The following is an 18,654-nucleotide window of genomic DNA, read 5'->3' as shown; positions in this document are numbered from 1 at the left end:
TACGCCCATGCTGTCCTCCAAGGCCCGTTCCTGGTCACTCTCGCTGGCGCTGTCGGCTATGTCCGTGCTGACGCTCGCCGGCTGCGCCCATGAGCGCCGTCGCGACTGGGACGATGGGCAGGTCTACGGCGACAACCGCGGCTACGACGCCGGACGCTACGAGGGCCGCCGTTACGACGACCGCCGCTACACCCCGCCGCCCAGCCGCTACGGCAGCGACCGGGTGCTGTACGGGACCGTGGGGCGCATCGAGGCCTACGGCCGTGGCGGCGATCGCGGCAGCTCCGGTGCGGGTGCCGTGGCGGGGGGTGTCATCGGCGGCGTCATCGGTCATGAGATGAGCGACCGCCGCGACCGCGGCGTGGGCACGGCCATCGGCGCGGTCGTGGGGGCCGTGATCGGCAATGAGATCGAGCGTGACGGCAACCGGGGCGGCGGCTCGCGCTACCGAGTCTGGGTGCGCCTGGAACGCGGAGGCGAGCAGGCCTTCGATTTCGAGCGCCTGGACGGCCTGTGCAGCGGTGACCGCGTGCGCATCGTCGACGGCCGGCTGCAGCGCTATTGAGCCTCTGCCAGGCGTTGTGGCTACAATCGGGGCCTCTTTGACCAACAAGGGCTGAGAAAGGCGAGATGGTTATGACACCGCGAACTACGACCTCCACCGGAGCATAGTCGGCCGCGGCACGTCTCGTCTTTGGGCATCACCCCCGTCACCCTGATCCGGTGATGCCTCCCGAACAAAGCGCGGCACCAGGCCGCGCTTTTTCATTTCCGGGCTTCGTTCCAGCTGCCATGGCGCACGAACGGCGAGGCCCTTGCGATTCGGAGCACCCCATGATTTCCATCCAACTGCCTGACGGTTCCAAGCGCGAATTCCCGCAGGCCGTCACTGTGGCCGAGGTGGCCGCTTCCATCGGCGCCGGCCTGGCCAAGGCCGCGCTGGCCGGCAAGGTCGATGGCAAGCTGGTCGACACCAGTCACCTGATCGAGGCCGACGCCCAGCTGGCCATCGTCACCGACAAGGACGCCGATGGCCTGGAGGTCATCCGCCATTCCACGGCCCACCTGCTGGCCTACGCGGTCAAGGAGCTCTTCCCCGAGGCGCAGGTCACCATCGGCCCGGTCATCGAGAACGGCTTCTACTACGACTTCAGCTACAAGCGTCCCTTCACGCCCGAGGATCTGGCGGCCATCGAGTCCAAGATGAACGAGCTGGCGAAGAAGGACGAGAAGGTCACGCGCTCGGTGCTGCCGCGCGACGAGGCGGTGTCCTACTTCAAGAGCATCGGCGAGGCCTACAAGGCCGAGATCATCGAATCGATCCCGCAGGGCGAGGACGTGTCCCTCTACGCCGAGGGCGCGTTCACCGACCTCTGCCGCGGCCCGCACGTGCCCTCCACGGGCAAGCTCAAGCACTTCAAGCTGATGAAGGTGGCAGGTGCCTACTGGCGCGGCGACCACCGCAACGAGCAGCTGCAGCGCATCTACGGAACGGCCTGGGCCTCCAAGGACGACCTGCAGAAGTACCTCACCCTGCTGGAGGAAGCCGAGAAGCGCGACCACCGCCGCCTGGGCAAGGACCTGGACCTCTTCCACATCGACGAGCACGCTCCTGGCGTGGTCTTCTGGCATCCCAAGGGCTGGACGGTCTGGCAGGAGGTGGAGCAGTACATGCGCCGCGTCTACCGCGAGAACGGCTACCTGGAGGTCAAGGGCCCGCAGATCATCGACAAGTCGCTGTGGGAGAAGACCGGCCACTGGGACAAGTACCGCGAGAACATGTTCACGACGGAATCGGAGAAGCGCGACTACGCGCTCAAGCCGATGAACTGCCCCGGCCACATCCTGATCTTCAAGCAGGGCATCAAGAGCTACCGCGACCTGCCGCTGCGCTTTGGCGAGTTTGGCCAGTGCCACCGCAACGAGCCCACGGGCGGCCTGCACGGCATCATGCGCGTGCGCGGCTTCACGCAGGATGACGGCCACATCTTCTGCACGGAAGACATGATCCAGGCCGAGGTCACGGCCTTCACGACCCTGCTGCAGAAGGTCTACAAGGACTTCGGCTTCACGGAAATCCTCTACAAGCTGTCCACGCGCCCCGAGCAGCGCATCGGCACGGAAGAGAGCTGGGACAAGGCCGAGGCCGCCCTGGCCGAGGGCCTGCGCGCCTCGGGCTGCGAGTTCGAGTACCTGCCTGGCGAGGGCGCCTTCTACGGCCCCAAGATCGAGTACACGCTCAAGGACGCCCTGGGCCGCCAGTGGCAGTGCGGCACCATCCAGGTCGATCCCAACATGCCCGAGCGCCTGGACGCCGAGTTCGTGGCCGAGGACGGCAGCCGCCAGCGCCCCATCATGCTGCACCGGGCCATCGTGGGCAGCCTGGAGCGATTCATCGGCATTCTCATCGAGCAGCACGCCGGCGCGCTGCCCGTCTGGCTGGCCCCGACCCAGGTCGTGGTGGCCAATATCACGGACGCCCAGGCCGATTACGTGGCTGATATCGTGAAATCGCTGCAAAAACAAGGGCTTAGGGTGGCCGCAGATTTGCGCAACGAAAAGATCACGTATAAAATCCGCGAGCATTCCTTGCAGAAGGTTCCGTACATCCTTGTCGTCGGTGACAAGGAGAAGGCAAACGGAGCCGTTGCGGTGCGCGCCCGTGGCAACCAGGATCTGGGTGTGATGTCGCTGGCCAGCTTCAGTGAGAGGCTGGCGGCGGACATCACCAACAAGGCCTGAGTGGTTGGAGTTGGGCGCGCTTTTGCTTATTGCCGGGCCCCATGCCTTGGGCTCATTGAAAGGGTGGCACCATCGCTACTTTTGCTGACCGTCGTGCGATTCCCGAGCGTAAGCATCGGCTGAACCGCGAAATCCTTGCTCCCGAGGTCCGTCTGAACGGCCCGGAGAACGAACCCATCGGTGTCGTGAGCATCCAGGAAGCCCTGCGTATGGCGGGCGACATGGATGTGGATCTCGTCGAGATCTCCGCCACTGCCAATCCGCCGGTCTGCCGGCTGATGGACTACGGCAAGTTCAAGTATCTGGAGCAGAAGCGCGCGGCCGAGGCCAAGGCCAAGCAGAAGGTCATCGAGGTCAAGGAAGTCAAGTTCCGCCCGGGCACGGACGAAGGCGACTACCAGATCAAGATGCGCAATCTGCGCCGCTTCATCGCTGAGGATGGTGACAAGGGCAAGGTGACGCTGCGCTATCGCGGTCGCGAAATCACCCACCAGGACATCGGCATGCGGCTGCTGGAGCGCATCCGTGACGAGCTGGCGGATGTGGCGGTCGTCGAGCACATGCCCAAGCTGGAAGGGCGGCAGATGATCATGGTGCTTGCTCCGAAGAAGCGCTGATGTTTGCCCCCGGGCCCGCGGGTACGCGGGCCCACCCCCTGAAGTTTGAAAATTCGGGGGTGCAATCAAAACCGGGCGCTGGCCCGGTTTTGATTGCAAGAGGCCGTCCTTGGGGGCGGCCCGGCGGACGGCCCGAAAGGCTGCGCTGTCGAAGGTTTTGGTCGCCCTCTGGGCGACATCGTGGTCGGTGCTTTGCCGACAACTGGTTCAGGCCCGTCGATCTGGTCGTCGGCGGGCTTATTAGTCTCCCTGAGGCTGGCAAGTGTTGCGAGTCCCGCAACCGCCCCAGGGGACGCATTTAAAAGGAGCAGTCATGCCCAAAATGAAGACCAAGAGCGGCGCGAAGAAGCGTTTCCGCGTCCGTCCGGGTGGTACCGTCAAGCGCGGTCAGGCCTACAAGCGCCACATCCTGACCAAGAAGACCACGAAGAACAAGCGCCAGCTCCGCGGTGCCGTGAACGTGCATGAAACCAACATGGGTCACATCGCTGCGATGCTGCCCTATGCCGGTCTGTAATCCCACGATTTAAGGAGATACAACATGCCTCGCGTCAAACGTGGTGTTACCGCACGTGCTCGTCACAAGAAGGTCCTGGCTCTGGCCAAGGGCTTCCGTGGTCGTCGTAAGAATGTCTTCCGCATCGCCAAGCAGGCGGTGATGAAGGCAGGCCAGTACGCCTACCGTGACCGCCGTGCCAAGAAGCGCGTGTTCCGCCAGCTGTGGATTGCTCGTATCAACGCAGCAAGCCGTGGCCTGGGTCTGAGCTACAGCAAGTTCGTGGCTGGCCTGAAGAAGGCCCAGATCGACATCGACCGCAAGGTCCTGGCTGATCTGGCCGTCAACGATCCGGCTGGCTTTGCCAGCATCTTCGCCAAGGTGAAGGCCGCTCTCGCCTAAATGTCCCGATGCGGTGCAAGCCGCATCAGGGCGGCCCCGGCTGCAAGGCCGGGGTGCGCACCCCTTGAAGGCCGACACCCTGGTGTTCGGCCTTTTCTTATTGCTTTCCTGCTTACGAGTCCGCCGCTGCGATGAACGATCTCGCCCAATTGCTGCAAAGCGCCCAGGCTGAATTTGCCCAGGCCTCCACCCCTGCCGACCTGGAGAACGCCAAGGCGCGATTCCTGGGCAAGTCCGGCCAGGTGACCGAGCTGATGAAGGGCCTGGCCGCGCTGCCGGTCGAGGAGAAGAAGACCCGCGGCGCCGAGATCAACCAGCTCAAGCAGGGCATCGAGGCGGCGCTGAACGCCCGCCGCCAGGCGCTCGCCGACGCCGAGCTCGAGAAGCAGCTCAAGGCCGAAGCCCTGGACGTCAGCCTGCCCGGCCGCCAGCGCGGCACCGGTGGCCTGCATCCCATCACGCGTGCGATGGAGCGCATCGAGGCCATCTTCGGCTCCATGGGCTTCGACGTGGCCGACGGCCCCGAGATCGAGACCGACTGGTTCAGCTTCTCCTCGCTGAACAATCCCGAGAACCATCCTGCGCGCTCCATGCAGGACACCTTCTACGTGGACATGAAGGACGAGGGCGGCCGCTGGTTCAACCTGCGCCCGCACACCAGCCCCATGCAGATCCGCTACGCGCAGGCCCATGCCAAGCGCTATGCCGGCCAGGACACCATGCCGGAAATCCGCGTGATCGCCCCGGGCCGCACCTACCGCGTGGACAGCGACGCCACGCACTCGCCCATGTTCCACCAGGTCGAAGGCCTGTGGGTCGGCGAGAACATCAGCTTCAAGGATCTGAAGTCGGTCTACCTGAACTTCATCACCGCCTTCTTCGAGACGGATGCGCTGCAGCTGCGCTTCCGTCCCAGCTACTTCCCCTTCACCGAGCCCAGCGCCGAGATCGACATCATGTTCGAGACCGGCCCGCTCAAGGGCCGCTGGCTGGAGGTCTCCGGCGCCGGCCAGGTGCATCCGCAGGTGATCCGCAACATGGGCCTGGACCCGGAACGCTACATCGGCTTCGCCTTCGGCTCCGGCATCGACCGCCTGGCCATGCTGCGCTACGGCGTCAATGACCTGCGCCTGTTCTTCGAGGGCGACCTGCGCTTCCTGAGCCAGTTCAAGTAAGCCCCGCTTGCCCTGATCGCGAGCATCGCAAGAACACCACCGAACACGCTGACGAGAATCCCATGCAATTCCCTGAGTCCTGGCTGCGGGCCTTCTGCAATCCGCCCCTGAACACCCAAGAGCTGGCTTCGCTGCTGACCATGTCCGGCATGGAAGTCGAAGAGCTGAGCCCGGCCGCGCCGCCCTTCAGCGGGATCGTGGTCGCCGAGATCCTGGAGGCCGAGCAGCACCCTAACGCTGACAAGTTGCGCGTCTGCAAGGTCAATGCCGGCCCGGCCTTCAACAACGGCGAGCCGCTGCAGATCGTCTGCGGCGCGCCCAATGCGCGCGCCGGCATCAAGGTGCCCCTGGCCACCGTGGGCGCCGAGCTGCCCCCGGGTGAGGACGGCAAGCCCTTCCTGATCAAGGTGGGCAAGCTGCGCGGCGTCGAGAGCTTCGGCATGCTGTGCTCCGCCCGCGAGCTCAAGCTCAGCGAGGACCACGGCGGCCTGCTGGAGCTGCCGCTGGATGCGCCCGTGGGCCAGAACATCCGCGAGTTCCTGAACCTGGACGACACCCTCTTCACGCTGAAGCTCACGCCCAATCTCGGCCACGGCCTCTCGGTGCTGGGCGTGGCCCGCGAGGTGGCTGCGCTGACCGGCGCACCGCTGACCCTGCCGGCCATCACGCCGGTGAAGCCGGTGGTCGACCAGACCGTGCCCGTGCGCGTGGAAGCGCCGGATCTCTGCGGCCGCTTCGCCGGCCGCGTGGTGCGCAACGTCAACCACAAGGCCCAGACGCCGGCCTGGATGGTCCAGCGCCTGGCCCGCTGCGGCCAGCGCTCCGTCTCGGCCCTGGTTGACATCTCCAACTACGTGATGTTCGAGCTGGGCCGCCCCTCGCACATCTTCGACCTCGACAAGATCGACCGCGAGCTCATCGTGCGCTGGGCCAAGGCGGGTGAGCAGCTGAAGCTGCTGAACGGCAACACCGTCGAGCTGGACGAGAAGGTGGGCGTGATCGCCGACGCCAGCCAGGTCGAGTCCCTGGCCGGCATCATGGGCGGTGACCACACCGCCGTCTCCGACGACACCCGCAACGTCTACATCGAGGCCGCCTTCTGGTGGCCCGAGGCCGTCATGGGCCGCGGCCGCCGCTACAACTTCAGCACGGACGCCGGCCACCGCTTCGAGCGCGGCGTGGACCCTGAGAGCATTGCCGAGCACATCGAGCGCATCACCCAGCTGGTGCTGGAGATCTGCGGCGGCGAGGCCGGCCCGCTGGTGGACCAGCGCGTCAACATGCCCGCGCCGAAGCCCGTGACCCTGCGCGTGGCCCGTGCCGCCAAGGTGATCGGCATGCCCGTGACGCAGGACGAATGTGCGGGCGTGTTCCGCCGCCTGGGCCTGCCTTTCAGCGAAGGTGAAGGCACCCTGACGGTGACGCCGCCCAGCTGGCGCTTCGACATCAGCATCGAGGAAGACCTGATCGAGGAAGTCATCCGCGTGCTGGGCTACGGCAAGCTGCCGGCCACGCCGCCGCTGGCGCCCGTGGTGGCCAAGACGCGCTCGGAATCGCGCCGCGGCGTGCATGCCTTGCGCCATGCCGTGGCCGCGCGCGACTACTTCGAGACCATCAACTTCAGCTTCGTGGAGGAGCGCTGGGAGCGTGAGCTGGCCGGTGAGGAGAACCCCATCCGCCTGCTCAACCCCATCACCAGCCAGCTCTCGGTGATGCGCACCAGCCTGATGGGCAGCCTGCTCAATGTGCTGCGCCACAACCTGGCCCGCAAGGCCAGCCGCGTGCGCGTGTTCGAGATCGGCCGCGTCTTCCTGCGCGACGCCTCGGTGCAGACCGGTGCCGCCAGCGTGGCCGGCATCGCCCAGCCCATGCGCCTGGGTGGCCTGGCCTTCGGCCCGGCGGACCAGCAGCAATGGAGCCAGCGCGATCGCGCCGTGGACTTCTTCGACGTCAAGGGCGATCTGGAAGCCCTGTTCGCCCCTCGCCAGTTGCGCTTCGTGGCGGCTGGGCACCCGGCCCTGCACCCGGGCCGCAGCGCCCGTGTGGAGCTGGATGGCCAGCCCATCGGCGTGATCGGCGAGCTGCATCCCAAGTGGCGCCAGGCCTACGAATTGCCCCAGGGCGCGGGCGCGCCGGTGCTCTTCGAGCTGGAGCTGGACGCCGTGCTGGCCCGCAGCTTGCCGGTGGGGCAGGGCGTGCCGCGCCAGCAGGCGGTGCTGCGCGACATCGCGGTGATCGTCTCGGATACCGTCACACACGAATCCTTGATGCAAACCATCGGCACGGCCGGGGATGCCCTGGTACGCTCGGCGCGTCTGTTCGATATCTTCAAGCCTGCCCAGCCCAGTGGCGAGCTGAAGGAAGGCGAACGCAGCATGGCCATCCGGCTGGAGCTGCTGGACGAAGAAGCCACGCTGACGGACGAACGCATCGAGCAGGCCGTGGCCACGGTGCTGTCGGCCCTGGGTGAAAAGCTGGGCGCGCGTCTGCGCGCCTGAGGAGGAGCTTTCGCATGAGCACGGACGAGATGAAGCCAGCGGGCGGCCCGCTGCTGCTGCCCAGCCTGGAGACGCCCACGCTGACCAAGGCCGAGCTGGCCGAACTGCTGTTCGACAAGCTGGGCCTCAACAAGCGCGAGTCCAAGGACATGGTCGAGGCCTTCTTCGACATCATCCATGGCAGCTTGGTGCAGGGGCGCGAGGTGAAGCTCTCGGGCTTCGGCAACTTCAACATCCGCCGCAAGGCACCGCGCCCCGGGCGCAACCCGCGCACCGGCGAGTCCATCCCCATCAAGGCTCGCAATGTCGTGACCTTCCACGCGAGCCACAAACTCAAGGGGGTGGTGCAGGGGGATGTTCCCGGCGACGAGGACTTCGAGTAGAGTCTGACCTCCCCACCTGAAGCCCTTGATTTCAATGGACAAAGCGCTTCCCGCCATTCCCGCCAAACGCTACTTCACCATTGGTGAGGTGAGCGAACTGTGCGGCGTGAAGCCTTATGTGCTGCGCTACTGGGAGCAGGAGTTCACGCAGCTCAAGCCCATGAAGCGGCGCGGCAACCGGCGCTATTACCAGCACCACGAGGTGCTGCTGATCCGCCGCATCCGCGATCTGCTCTATGACCAGGGCTTCACCATCAGCGGCGCCCGCAACCAGCTGGCGGATGGCCTGGCGCGTCCGGAGACGGCCGCCAGCTTCCATGATGAAGCCGTGGCCGCCGAGGCCCTGGCCCAGGAACTGCATGCCCTCGAGGCCTCGCACGTGCAGGCCATGGCCATGGCTGCCGACAAGCATGAGTCCGCCCGCCTGAGCGTCAGCGTGGAAAAACTGAGCCTGGAGCAGGTGCGAGAAGAATTATTGGCAATTCGCTCCACACTACTTGCACAACTCTAAAAAATCGTTCTATAATCTTTCTTCTTCGTCGGGGTGTAGCGCAGCCTGGTAGCGCACTTGCATGGGGTGCAAGGGGTCGCGAGTTCGAATCCCGCCACCCCGACCAAAGATAAGCACGAGCCCGGTACCGAAAGGTACCGGGCTTTTTGCTATCTGCGCGCCGCTGGTCTGCTTGCCCTTGCCCTCGCGCCTGTCCTTGGGAGTGGCATCAAGTGCCATGGACCGGCCGAGTTTTTTGGCCGAACGTCTGGCAGAACGTCTGGCAGAACGTCTGGCAGAACGTCTGGCAGAACGTCTGGCAGAACGTCTGGCCGAGCTGTTAGCCGAGCGCCTGGCCGGCGCAGCAATGCGTGCCAAGGGCGGTGGGCCGCCTTCTTGGCGGGGAGGCAAGACCTGACCCCGTTTCCCCGGGAGCCTCTTGATGCTCTGGGTGCCTGTTTCGCTCATGCCACTGCGGCGACGGCTGAGTCACCACCTGCGGCAGCTCGTCTCAAGCCGCTTCGCGTCATCCAGGTCATTCGGACGCCATGGCGGCACTGCAGCGAGGGCAGGGCGGCTGATCCTTCTCCCTCCGATGCCGGCTGCCCCGCTGTCGATGCGGCTTGCCAGCAGGCCGGACCGCTGCACCGCCCGCTCGGGGCCTGCTGCTGGCGGGGCTCCCGGGCGTTGTCCAGAGCACATCGAGAGGTCCTGCCGTGACGCCCCAGAAATCCCGACTCCTGCCCGCGCTGGCCGCCTTGTCGTGGGTGATCGCTTCGCAGTTTGCCCAGGCGCAGCCATCGCCCGGCATGCCCTATGAGCCAGCTTTCAAACCCAGCCTGCACAAGGGCCCGCCCGCGGGTGCGGCCAACGAGGTGCTGGTGCTGGGCACGCCGCATCTGTCAGGCATGAAGGGCGTGATCCAGCAGGGCATGCTTTCGCCCCTGATGAAAAGGCTGGCGCAGTGGCGGCCGACCGGCATCGCCATCGAGCGCCTGTCCGGTCTGCAGTGCGACAGCCTGCGGCGCCAGCCCGGCCGCTATGCCGACACCGTGGCGACCTACTGCTTCGACGTGGCGCCGGCCGCCAGCGCCACCGGGCTTGATGTGCCAGCCGCCAACGTGGAAGTGGAGCGGCAGCTGGCGGCCTGGCCTGCAGCGCCGACGCCAGCGCAGCGTCGGCGCCTGGCGGCCCTGCTCATGGCCGCGGGCGAGCCCGCATCGGCATGGGTTCAGTGGCTGCGCCTGCCTTCAGCGGAGCGCCGGGCCGGTGACGGCATGAACGCTGAAACCTTGAGCCAGCTGGAGCGATGGGCGGGGCCCCCCAGCGAAATCACCTGGATCGCCGCGACCCTGGCCGCCGAGCTGGGCCTGGAGCGCCTGTACGCCGTCGACGACCACAGCGCCGATACGCCGGACCCCGCCGACCCCGCCGAAAGAAAGGCACAAGGAGAGGCCATCCAGAAGGCCTGGGACAACGAGGCCACCCGGACCCGGATGGCGCAGGACAAGGCCTTGCAGGCCGGTCTGAAGGAGCCAGGGGGCTTGCTGAGGCTGTACAGGGCCTACAACGCACCCGAGGCGCCGGCGCTGGTCTACGCTTCCGACTTCGGGGCGACCCTGGTGGAGCCCTCGCCCAAGGCCTACGGGCGTGAATACCTGGGCTACTGGGAGACCCGCAACCTCCGCATGGTGGCCAATATGCGCGAGGTCCTGGGCCAGCACCGGGGCATGCGGATGCTCAGCATCGTCGGCGCTTCCCACAAGGGCTATTACGAGGCCTATCTTCAGCAGATGCATGACGTGACGCTGGTGGACCCGATGTCGGTGCTGAAGGATTGAGCAAGGCCTGACCCCGCATCCGTAGAATGCCGCCCATGACTCAAACCACCGTCCCCTCGCTGTCCAAGCGCCGCCTGTCCCGCCTGAACCGTCGCCAGCGCAAGAAGCTGCGCGTCGGAGAATTCCAGGAGCTGGGTTTCTGGGTGGAGCTGAAATTCAAGTCCGCCCTGGACGATGCCGCCCTCGATGCCTTCTGCGACGCCGTCTATCCCGCCCTGGCGGCCCAGGGCCTGCAGATCGGTGGCCTGGGTGGCTGGCTGCCCCTGGCCGAGACCGACGGCTTCGTCGGCACCCTGGGCCGCGGCTCGGTCAGCGAAGCCCAGCGCGACGCCGCCGCGGCCTGGCTCAAGGCCTATCCGGCCGTGGCGCAGGTGCGGGTGAGCCGCTGGGTGGATGCCTGGTATCCCCGCGAAGAAGAGCTGCAGATGCAGGACGCCTGAACCTGCCAAGCTTGTGAGAAGCCGCCTCCGGGCGGCTTTTTTGTTTGTCAATAGTTATATCTTTCCTATATCTTTCGGAATTGGCAGGTTCTTGAACCGGTTCAAGGATTCTTGCCCTCCTGGCGCCTAGTCTTGCGCCCATCTGTTTGATCCACGCAAGGAGGCCCCATGAGTCAGGGCAGCGGTTTCACCAAGCAGATGGCACGAAACATGTTCTGGGGCGGTTCTGTATTTTTCGCCCTCCTGTTTGCAGCCATCGTGTTTCATACGGAGCAGCGCATCCCGCAGCGCTCCAATGCCCAGGCCATCACGCCTGCGGTGGTGGCGGGAAAGAAGATCTGGGAGACGCGCAACTGCATCGGTTGCCACACGCTCCTGGGCGAGGGCGCCTATTTCGCGCCTGAGCTGGGCAACGTCTACAAGCGCCGTGGCGGCGAGTTCATCAAGGCCTGGATGAAGGCCCAGCCCACCCACGCCGAAGGCCGCCGCCAGATGCCCCAGTTCAACCTGGACGAGCAGCAGCTCAATGACCTGGTCGAGTTCCTCAAGTGGACCGGCGAGATCAATACCGAGCAGTGGCCCCCCAATATCGAAGGCTGAGGAGGCGCACCCATCATGATCACCCTCAAGTACAAATCCCAGGCGGTGGCGAAGTACTACTTCATCGCCGCCCTGGCCCTCTTCACCGGCCAGATCCTCTTCGGCCTGGGGCTGGGCCTGCAGTACCTCGTCGGGGACTTCCTGTTCCCCTACATCCCTTTCAACCAGGCACGGATGGTGCACACCAACCTGCTGATCGTGTGGCTGCTGTTCGGCTTCATGGGGGCGGCCTACTACATGGTGCCGGAGGAGTCCGAGACCGAGCTGCACAGCCCCAAGCTGGCGCTGGCGCTGTTCTGGATCTTCCTCGTGGCCGGCGCGCTCACCATCGTGGGCTACCTGGCCGTGCCGTATGCCAAGCTGGCCGAGCTGACCGGCAATGACCTGCTGCAGACCATGGGGCGCGAGTTCCTGGAGCAGCCGCTGCCGACCAAGCTGGGCATCGTGGTCGTGGCCCTGGGCTTCCTCTACAACATCAGCATGACCGTGCTGAAGGGCCGCAAGACGGCCATCTCCCTGGTCCTGCTGATGGGCTTGTGGGGCCTGGCGCTGATGTTCCTGTTCAGCTTCGTCAATCCGCACAACCTGGTGCGGGACAAGATGTACTGGTGGTTCGTGGTCCACCTCTGGGTGGAAGGCGTCTGGGAGCTGATCCTGGGTTCGCTGCTGGCCTATGTGCTGATCAAGACCACCGGCGTGGACCGCGAGGTGATCGACAAGTGGCTGTACGTGATCATCGCCTTCGCGCTGATGACGGGCATCCTGGGCACCGGCCACCACTTCTACTTCATCGGCCTGCCCGGCTACTGGACCTGGATCGGCAGCATCTTCTCGGCGCTGGAACCCATCCCCTTCTTCATGATGACGGTCTTCGCCTTCAACATGGTGCAGCGTCGCCGCCGTGAACATCCGAACCAGGCCGCCGTGCTGTGGGCGGTGGGCACTTCGGTGATGGGCTTCCTGGGCGCGGGCCTCTGGGGCTTCATCCACACGCTGTCGCCGGTCAACTACTACACCCACGGCACCCAGGTCACCGCGGCCCACGGCCACCTGGCCTTCTACGGTGCCTATGTGCTGGTGGTGATCACGCTGATCAGCTATGCCATGCCCATCCTGCGCGGCCGCATCGCCAACAGCCAGCGTGCGCAGAACGTGGAGATGTGGAGCTTCTGGATCATGACCATCGGGATGGGCGTGATGGTGCTGGCCCTGACCGGCGCCGGCATCCTGCAGGTCTGGCTGCAGCGCATGCCCACCGAAGGCGCCATGGGCTTCATGGCCACCCAGGACCAGCTGCGCTTCTTCTACTGGGTGCGTCTGGCCGGCGGCGTGGGCTTCCTGCTGGGGCTGTTGACCTATCTGTCGAGCTTCTTCATCGGCGGCGAGCCGGTGACGCAGGCGGATGCCGACTCCCGCGGCGGCGGCCTGCTGCGCGGCCAGCCCGCCCAGCGCGTGCGTGATCTGTGATGGACCTGTGAACGAGGAGAACCCGGTGGACAGACTCCAGGTACCCGCCGCCCAGCTGGGGCAAGGCGAACTGCCTTTCTATGCGGAGCAGGGAGAGGAATGCCGGGTCTTCGCTCACGCGCATGCCCAGCGCCTGCCCCTGCTGATCAAGGGGCCGACGGGCTGCGGCAAGACGCGCTTTGTCGAGCACATGGCGGCCCGCCTGGGCCGCCCCCTCATCACGGTCAGCTGCCATGACGACCTCACGGCAGCCGACCTGGTGGGCCGTTTCCTGATCCAGGACGGCGCCACCGTCTGGAGCGACGGGCCGCTGACGCGGGCCGTCCGCCAGGGCGCCGTCTGCTACCTCGACGAGGTGGTGGAGGCGCGCCGAGACACCACGGTGGTGCTGCACCCGCTGGCGGACGACCGCCGCATGCTGCCCATCGAGCGCACCGGCGAGCAGATCGCCGCGGCGCCCGGCTTCATGCTGGTGATCTCCTACAACCCCGGCTACCAGAACCTGCTCAAGAGCCTGAAGCCCAGCACGCGGCAACGCTTCGTCGCGCTGCAGATGGGCTATCCGGCGCCTGAGGTGGAACAGCGCATCGTGCAGACCGAATCGGCCTGCGACGAACGGCTGTCCCAGCAGCTGGTGCGCCTGGCCTGTGCGCTGCGCCGCCTGGGTGAGCACGACCTCGAAGAGACCGTCAGCACCCGGCTGCTGGTGGCCGCAGCCCGCCTGGCCGTGGCCGGCCTGCCGCTGCGCCTGGCCGTGCAGACCGCCATCGTGGATGCGCTGACCGATGAGGCCGACACGGCCGCCGCCCTGGCCGAGGTGGTGGGCGCGGTACTCTGACATGGACCGCCCTCCTTCTGTCCTGCTGAAGCCCGCCGGCGGCAGCGGCCGTTCGGCGCCTTCGCAGCGCCTGCGCCGCAGCCTGCAGCTGGGCTTCTTCCTCCTTTTTATCTCGGCGCCGCTGCTGGACCTGCTGCGCTTCGACCTGCACGAGACGCAGCTGTGGCTCTTTGGCCAGCCCTGGCACCTGGGGCTGGACGCTGTCCAGCACGGCCGGGCCAGCGGTGCCGATGCCGCGCTGAACCTGCTGCTGAAGGCCCTGCTGCCCATCGCGCTGGTCGTCGGCAGCTTTCTCTTCGTGGCCTGGCGCTACGGCCGGCTCTACTGCGGCTGGCTGTGCCCGCACTTCTCCATCGTGGAGCTGCTCAACGAGCTGCTGCACCGCGCCATTGGCAAGCTCTCGCTGTGGGACCGTCTGCCCGTGAAGCGAGCCGGCCGCAGCCCGGACAGCCGCTGGTGGCCGGTGTTCGGCCTGGCCTGCGTGCTGATGGGCTTCGTCTGGGCCATCACGCTGGCCAGCTATCTGCTGCCGCCCAGAGAGCTGTGGAGCGGCCTGTGGAACGGCACATTGACGCCCAACCAGGCCCGCTTCATCGGCATCGGCACCCTGGTGTTCAGCGCCGAGTTCGCCTTCGCCCGCCATCTGTTCTGCCGCTTCGGCTGCGCCGTGGGCCTGTTCCAGAGCCTCATGTGGATGGCCAACCCCAAGGGCATGGTGGTGGCCTTCAAGCGCGAGCAGGCCCGCGACTGCAAGTCCTGCGACATCGCCCCCGGCCTTGCCGGCTCGGCCTGCGACACCGCCTGCCCCATGCGCCTGAACCCGCGCAACATCAAGCGCATGATGTTCTCCTGCGTGCAGTGCGGGCAGTGCCTGGACGCCTGCGAAAGCTCGCAGGGCCGGCGCGAGAAGGCGCCGCTGCTGGAGTGGCAGGTCGGCATCGAGGCTGTGCGTGAGACCCTGCGCCAGAAGAAGCTGGAAGCCCTGCAGCAGTCGCAGACCCACCCGTTGACGACGCCGCGCGAGAACGACGGACCCGCCACGAACGACAGCCGCCCGGACCGGGAGGCCGCCTGATGGAAGAGTGGGTTGGCAAGACCTGGCACCGCTGGGTCACCCGCGCCGCCGAGCAGGGGCACCCGCAGGCCGCGGTGGAGCTGGCCCAGGTGCAGCGCGCCCTGGGCCTGCTGTTCCGCGCCGGCGGTGGCTCGCATGCCCTGCGCCTGGCCGAGGCACAGGCCCTGCGCCACGGTGGTCCGCGCGGCTGGCTGCAGCGCCTGGCCGGCAGCGAGCAGCGCGCGGCCCAGGCCCAGCTGGGCCCCGAGGTGCTGGCGCTCCCGGCACGGCTCGACGTGTTTCCCGATCCGGCCCTGAACCGGGGTCTCTACCTCTGGCTGGCGGCCTTGTCCTCGTGCTGGGACGCCGACGGAGCAGGGCAGGGCGGCTGGCTCGCTGCCAATGTTCGGGCCACGGCTCGGGCGCTGGAGCGCTTCCCCGGCCTGTCTCAGCTTCATGAACGCCTGCTGGACGCCCACCTGCGCCAGCGGCCCGACCCGGACACCATGGGCGCGGACGCCGGCCCGGAGCGCCTGCTGCGCCAGGCCCTGCAGGCCCGAGGCCGGCTGGATGGCCTGCCCGCCGCTGCACATTCGCTGCAGCCCGAGGCCCTGGCCGCCGTGTGGCTGTGGCTGCAGCCGGCGCCCGCGATGGCGCCCATGGCCGCCCGCAAGGAAGGGGCCGCGCCCACCGCCGGCAGCAAGACCGCCCAGGACCGCCAGCGCCGCAGCGCCCGCCGCAACGAGGACAGCAGCAGCAAGCAGGGCCTGATCCTGATGTTCCGCGCGGAGTCAGTGCTGTCCTGGTCCGAGTTCGTCAAGGTCAACCGGGCCGGCGATGACGACCCCGACAGCGACGGCGCTGCCGTGGCCAATGACATGCGCCAGCTGGACGTGGCCGAGGGCGGCGAGACCCTGGCCTCGCGGGTGCGCTTCGACCTGGACCTGCCCAGTGCCGCCGCGGACGATGCCCCCGTGGGCCTGCCTGAGCGCCTGCCCGAGTGGGACTGGAAGGCCCAGCAGCTGCGCGAGGACTACTGCGGCCTGCAGCGCTTCGTCGCGGCAAGACCTGACCCCTGGCAGCCGCCACCGGCCCTGCGTCTGCTGGGTCACCGCATGCGCCGCCGCCTGGAGGTGCTGCGCGCCGCGCCGCGCTGGCAGAAGGGCCTGCCCCAGGGCGACGAGCTGGACCTGGACGCCTGGGTGCGCCATGCCAGCGAGACCCGGCTGACCGGTGGACGCCGCTCGGCGGAGTCGCCGCCCGTCTTCCAGCAGACGCAGCGCCAGGACCGCAGCCTGGCCTGCCTGCTGATGGCGGACCTGAGCCTGTCCACCGACGCCTGCGTGCAGGGCGAGATGCGGGTGATCGACGTCATCCGCGACGCGCTCTACGTCTTCGGCGAGGCCCTGGCTGGCCTGGGCGATCCCTTCGAGATGCTGGGCTTCTCCTCGGTCAAGCGCCAGCAGGTGCGCATCCAGCAGCTCAAGGGCTTTGACGAGCGCTGGGGGGCGATGTCCCGCCACCGCGTGGGTGCGATCAAGCCGGGCTTCTACACCCGCATGGGCGCGGCCCTTCGCCATGCCACCGAGCGGCTGGCCGAGCGGCCGGAGCGCCAGCGCCTGCTGCTGCTGCTGACCGATGGCAAGCCCAATGACCTGGATCACTACGAAGGGCGCTGGGGCCTGGAGGACACGCGCCAGGCGGTGCTGGCAGCACGCCAGGCGGGCCTGAGCCCCGTGTGCATCAGCATCGACGAGGGGCCGGCCGAGTACCTGCCCTATCTGTTCGGCCAGCAGGGCTTTGTGCACCTGCGGCGGCCGCAGGAGCTCGTCAGCAGCCTCCCGCGCCTTTATGCACGCCTGGCCGCCTGAGCCACACAAACACAGTACGACCGAGGAACTAGGGCGCCACAGGGGCACCATCGTTCGGAAGAACTAGGTGCCGGGCACGCTTGATCCAACTCAAATCCGCGCTCGGCGGGCTCCACAGAATCGCGCTCGTCAGGCCTGCAAAGGTCGCCAGCCATTCCCGGGAGCCCCCATGCCAGCCACCTTCGATCTCCCCCGCTACCTGTCCGTCCTGCCGCTGTTCGGCGACATGCAGCCCGCCGAGCTGCAGGCCCTGGCCGAGCAAGGCTGCCAGCTGCACCGCATGGGCCGGGGCGAGACCGTGTTCCGCGTGGGGCAGGCCTGCGAAGCCTTCCACGTGGTGGTGACGGGGCAGGTCAAGCTCTATGCGATTTCGCCCAGCGGGGCTGAGAAGGTGATCGAGCTGGTGGGGCCGGGCAACAGCTTTGGCGAGGCCCTCATGTTCACCGACCGGCCGCATATCGTGAATGCGCAGACGCTGTCGGAGTGCCTGCTGCTGTCCATCAGCAAGGCCACGATGATGGAGGAGATCGCGCGCGACCCGCGCTTCGCGCTGCGCATGCTGGCCGGCGTGTCGCGCCGTCTGCACGGCCTGATCCGCGACGTGGAGTCCTACTGCCTGCACAGCGGCATCCAGCGCGTGATCGGCTTCCTGCTCAGCGAGCAGGAGGAGGATTACGAGGACGGTGACACGCTGACCGTCTCGCTGCCCGTCAGCAAGGCCACGATCGCGTCGCGGCTGTCTCTGACGCCGGAGTACTTCTCGCGCGTGCTGCATGAGCTGGAGGCGGAGGGCCTGATCCAGATCGACCGCCGCGACATCCGCATCCTCAACACCCGCGGCCTGGCTTCCTACCCCTTGCAGTGAGTGGCCTTCATGGCCGGAAACAGCTGCTCGTGCAGCGCGGCGACCTCGCCGATGATCAGCAGGGCCGGTGGCTTCACGCCGTGCAGCTTGGCCAGCATGGGCAGGGTCTGAAGGCTGCCGCGCAGGCAGCGCTGCTGCGGGGTGCTGGCCTTCTCCACCAGCGCGGCCGGCGTGTCCGGCGACAGGCCGTGGCCGATCAGCTGCTCGCTGATGATGGCCAGGCTGCCCAGGCCCATGTAGATCACCACCGTCTGGCGCGGCCGGGCGAGCATGTCCCAGTCCAGGTCCACCGAGCGCGGCTCGCCGTCGACCGCCTCGCGCAGATGGCCCGTGGCGAAGACCAGCGAGCAGGCGTGGTCCCGGTGCGTCAGCGGGATGCCCGCCAGCGCGCCCGCGGCCTGCGCAGCGCTGATGCCGGGGATCGTCTCGAAGGGAATGCCGGCGGCGGCCAGGGCCTGCGCCTCCTCGCCGCCGCGGCCGAAGATGTAGGGGTCGCCGCCCTTGAGCCTCAGCACCGCGCGGCCGCTGCGGGCCAGGCGGATCATCAGCTCGATGATGCCTTCCTGCGTGAGCGTGTGATGGCCGGATTCCTTGCCGACATAGATCAAGTCCGCATCGTCGCGGATCAGCTTGAGCACGTCCTTGGACACCAGGTGGTCGTAGAGCACCAGCGTGGCCTGGCCGAGGGCGCGTGCGGCCTTGACCGTCAGCAGGTCGGGGTCGCCAGGGCCTGCGCCAACCAGCGTGACCGGCGCGGGCTGGGCTGCGCTGGCGCTGGTGTGGGTCGAGAAATACAGCGGCTCGTCGAGTCGGCTCATGGGGCTCTCCTTGGATGAGCCCATTGTGGAAAGGGGCTCTTGTGGCGTCCTTGAACC

General features: G+C 67.1%; 19 protein-coding genes and 1 tRNA gene. 19 read left to right on the top strand and 1 reads right to left on the bottom strand.

The features are described from left to right. Window positions 1-7 precede the first annotated feature (7 nt). The 19 genes from O9Y01_RS01430 (at window position 8) to O9Y01_RS01340 (ending at window position 17,779) form a co-directional block, all read left to right on the top strand. Window positions 8-565 (top strand): glycine zipper 2TM domain-containing protein, encoded by a 558-nt coding sequence (locus tag O9Y01_RS01430; protein WP_269629697.1) that lies wholly within the window; start codon window positions 8-10, stop codon window positions 563-565. 269 nt (window positions 566-834) lie between these two features. Continuing rightward, window positions 835-2,742: a threonine--tRNA ligase gene (thrS, locus tag O9Y01_RS01425; RefSeq protein WP_269629696.1), complete on the top strand. Its 1,908-nt coding sequence runs from the start codon at window positions 835-837 to the stop codon at window positions 2,740-2,742. Window positions 2,743-2,813: 71 nt separating this feature from the next. Then, window positions 2,814-3,359 carry a translation initiation factor IF-3 gene (infC, locus tag O9Y01_RS01420; protein WP_269630523.1) on the top strand — a complete coding sequence of 182 codons (546 nt, stop codon included), beginning with the start codon at window positions 2,814-2,816 and terminating at the stop codon, window positions 3,357-3,359. A gap of 313 nt (window positions 3,360-3,672) precedes the next feature. Beyond that, window positions 3,673-3,876 carry a 50S ribosomal protein L35 gene (rpmI, locus tag O9Y01_RS01415; protein WP_183104755.1) on the top strand — a complete coding sequence of 68 codons (204 nt, stop codon included), beginning with the start codon at window positions 3,673-3,675 and terminating at the stop codon, window positions 3,874-3,876. 24 nt (window positions 3,877-3,900) lie between these two features. Beyond that, window positions 3,901-4,257 (top strand): 50S ribosomal protein L20, encoded by a 357-nt coding sequence (gene rplT / locus O9Y01_RS01410; RefSeq protein WP_058934277.1) that lies wholly within the window; start codon window positions 3,901-3,903, stop codon window positions 4,255-4,257. A gap of 131 nt (window positions 4,258-4,388) precedes the next feature. Further along, entirely contained in the window at window positions 4,389-5,432 is a 1,044-nt protein-coding gene (gene pheS, locus O9Y01_RS01405; RefSeq protein ID WP_269629694.1) for a phenylalanine--tRNA ligase subunit alpha, read from the top strand. Between the two features lie 62 nt (window positions 5,433-5,494). Further along, window positions 5,495-7,930, top strand: coding sequence for a phenylalanine--tRNA ligase subunit beta (gene pheT, locus O9Y01_RS01400; RefSeq protein WP_269629693.1), 2,436 nt, complete (start codon window positions 5,495-5,497; stop codon window positions 7,928-7,930). 14 nt (window positions 7,931-7,944) lie between these two features. Next, window positions 7,945-8,313 (top strand): integration host factor subunit alpha, encoded by a 369-nt coding sequence (locus O9Y01_RS01395; protein ID WP_269629692.1) that lies wholly within the window; start codon window positions 7,945-7,947, stop codon window positions 8,311-8,313. 34 nt (window positions 8,314-8,347) lie between these two features. Continuing rightward, window positions 8,348-8,824: a MerR family transcriptional regulator gene (locus O9Y01_RS01390; protein ID WP_269629691.1), complete on the top strand. Its 477-nt coding sequence runs from the start codon at window positions 8,348-8,350 to the stop codon at window positions 8,822-8,824. A gap of 29 nt (window positions 8,825-8,853) precedes the next feature. Beyond that, a tRNA-Pro gene (locus O9Y01_RS01385) sits at window positions 8,854-8,930 on the top strand. A gap of 111 nt (window positions 8,931-9,041) precedes the next feature. Further along, the gene (locus O9Y01_RS01380) at window positions 9,042-9,221 is read left to right on the top strand and encodes a hypothetical protein (protein WP_269629690.1); all 180 of its coding nucleotides are present in this window, start codon (window positions 9,042-9,044) and stop codon (window positions 9,219-9,221) included. A gap of 298 nt (window positions 9,222-9,519) precedes the next feature. Further along, window positions 9,520-10,644 carry a DUF5694 domain-containing protein gene (locus O9Y01_RS01375; protein WP_269629689.1) on the top strand — a complete coding sequence of 375 codons (1,125 nt, stop codon included), beginning with the start codon at window positions 9,520-9,522 and terminating at the stop codon, window positions 10,642-10,644. Window positions 10,645-10,679: 35 nt separating this feature from the next. Next, a complete protein-coding gene (locus O9Y01_RS01370; RefSeq protein ID WP_269629687.1) occupies window positions 10,680-11,084 on the top strand; it encodes a 50S ribosome-binding protein YggL in 405 nt (134 codons plus the stop codon). A 168-nt stretch (window positions 11,085-11,252) separates the two neighbouring features. Beyond that, on the top strand, window positions 11,253-11,684 hold the full coding sequence (locus O9Y01_RS01365) for a c-type cytochrome (RefSeq protein ID WP_183104760.1): 432 nt from the start codon (window positions 11,253-11,255) through the stop codon (window positions 11,682-11,684). Window positions 11,685-11,699: 15 nt separating this feature from the next. Next, window positions 11,700-13,151 carry a cbb3-type cytochrome c oxidase subunit I gene (locus O9Y01_RS01360; RefSeq protein WP_269629686.1) on the top strand — a complete coding sequence of 484 codons (1,452 nt, stop codon included), beginning with the start codon at window positions 11,700-11,702 and terminating at the stop codon, window positions 13,149-13,151. Window positions 13,152-13,176: 25 nt separating this feature from the next. Beyond that, entirely contained in the window at window positions 13,177-13,989 is an 813-nt protein-coding gene (locus O9Y01_RS01355; RefSeq protein WP_269629685.1) for a CbbQ/NirQ/NorQ/GpvN family protein, read from the top strand. Window position 13,990: 1 nt separating this feature from the next. Continuing rightward, window positions 13,991-15,064 (top strand): 4Fe-4S binding protein, encoded by a 1,074-nt coding sequence (locus O9Y01_RS01350; protein ID WP_269629684.1) that lies wholly within the window; start codon window positions 13,991-13,993, stop codon window positions 15,062-15,064. Continuing rightward, window positions 15,064-16,914, top strand: coding sequence for a nitric oxide reductase activation protein NorD (locus O9Y01_RS01345; RefSeq protein WP_269629683.1), 1,851 nt, complete (start codon window positions 15,064-15,066; stop codon window positions 16,912-16,914). Before O9Y01_RS01350 ends, O9Y01_RS01345 begins: the two co-directional genes overlap by 1 nt. 169 nt (window positions 16,915-17,083) lie before the next feature. Next, window positions 17,084-17,779 (top strand): Crp/Fnr family transcriptional regulator, encoded by a 696-nt coding sequence (locus O9Y01_RS01340; protein ID WP_269629682.1) that lies wholly within the window; start codon window positions 17,084-17,086, stop codon window positions 17,777-17,779. Here the strand turns inward: O9Y01_RS01340 and cobA are convergent. Further along, window positions 17,764-18,597, bottom strand: a complete 834-nt coding sequence (gene cobA / locus O9Y01_RS01335; RefSeq protein WP_269629681.1) for a uroporphyrinogen-III C-methyltransferase — start codon at window positions 18,595-18,597, stop codon at window positions 17,764-17,766. The two genes, O9Y01_RS01340 and cobA, sit on opposite strands and share 16 nt — an antisense overlap. Between the last annotated feature and the right edge of the window lie 57 nt (window positions 18,598-18,654).

The organism is Pelomonas sp. BJYL3 (assembly GCF_027257975.1).
Classification (GTDB): Bacteria; Pseudomonadota; Gammaproteobacteria; order Burkholderiales; family Burkholderiaceae_C; genus Roseateles_B; species Roseateles_B flavus.
Note: the sequence above shows the minus strand (reverse complement) of the source record. Positions and strands in the feature narration are given on the sequence as shown.

Coding starts and splice junctions, on each gene's coding strand:
- O9Y01_RS01430 (WP_269629697.1), top strand. CDS start 8: ATGCTGTCCTCCAAGGCCCGTTCCTGGTCACTCTCGCTGGCGCTGTCG.
- thrS (WP_269629696.1), top strand. CDS start 835: ATGATTTCCATCCAACTGCCTGACGGTTCCAAGCGCGAATTCCCGCAG.
- rpmI (WP_183104755.1), top strand. CDS start 3,673: ATGCCCAAAATGAAGACCAAGAGCGGCGCGAAGAAGCGTTTCCGCGTC.
- rplT (WP_058934277.1), top strand. CDS start 3,901: ATGCCTCGCGTCAAACGTGGTGTTACCGCACGTGCTCGTCACAAGAAG.
- pheS (WP_269629694.1), top strand. CDS start 4,389: ATGAACGATCTCGCCCAATTGCTGCAAAGCGCCCAGGCTGAATTTGCC.
- pheT (WP_269629693.1), top strand. CDS start 5,495: ATGCAATTCCCTGAGTCCTGGCTGCGGGCCTTCTGCAATCCGCCCCTG.
- O9Y01_RS01395 (WP_269629692.1), top strand. CDS start 7,945: ATGAGCACGGACGAGATGAAGCCAGCGGGCGGCCCGCTGCTGCTGCCC.
- O9Y01_RS01390 (WP_269629691.1), top strand. CDS start 8,348: ATGGACAAAGCGCTTCCCGCCATTCCCGCCAAACGCTACTTCACCATT.
- O9Y01_RS01380 (WP_269629690.1), top strand. CDS start 9,042: ATGGACCGGCCGAGTTTTTTGGCCGAACGTCTGGCAGAACGTCTGGCA.
- O9Y01_RS01370 (WP_269629687.1), top strand. CDS start 10,680: ATGACTCAAACCACCGTCCCCTCGCTGTCCAAGCGCCGCCTGTCCCGC.
- O9Y01_RS01365 (WP_183104760.1), top strand. CDS start 11,253: ATGAGTCAGGGCAGCGGTTTCACCAAGCAGATGGCACGAAACATGTTC.
- O9Y01_RS01360 (WP_269629686.1), top strand. CDS start 11,700: ATGATCACCCTCAAGTACAAATCCCAGGCGGTGGCGAAGTACTACTTC.
- O9Y01_RS01350 (WP_269629684.1), top strand. CDS start 13,991: ATGGACCGCCCTCCTTCTGTCCTGCTGAAGCCCGCCGGCGGCAGCGGC.
- O9Y01_RS01345 (WP_269629683.1), top strand. CDS start 15,064: ATGGAAGAGTGGGTTGGCAAGACCTGGCACCGCTGGGTCACCCGCGCC.
- O9Y01_RS01340 (WP_269629682.1), top strand. CDS start 17,084: ATGCCAGCCACCTTCGATCTCCCCCGCTACCTGTCCGTCCTGCCGCTG.
- cobA (WP_269629681.1), bottom strand. CDS start 18,597: ATGAGCCGACTCGACGAGCCGCTGTATTTCTCGACCCACACCAGCGCC.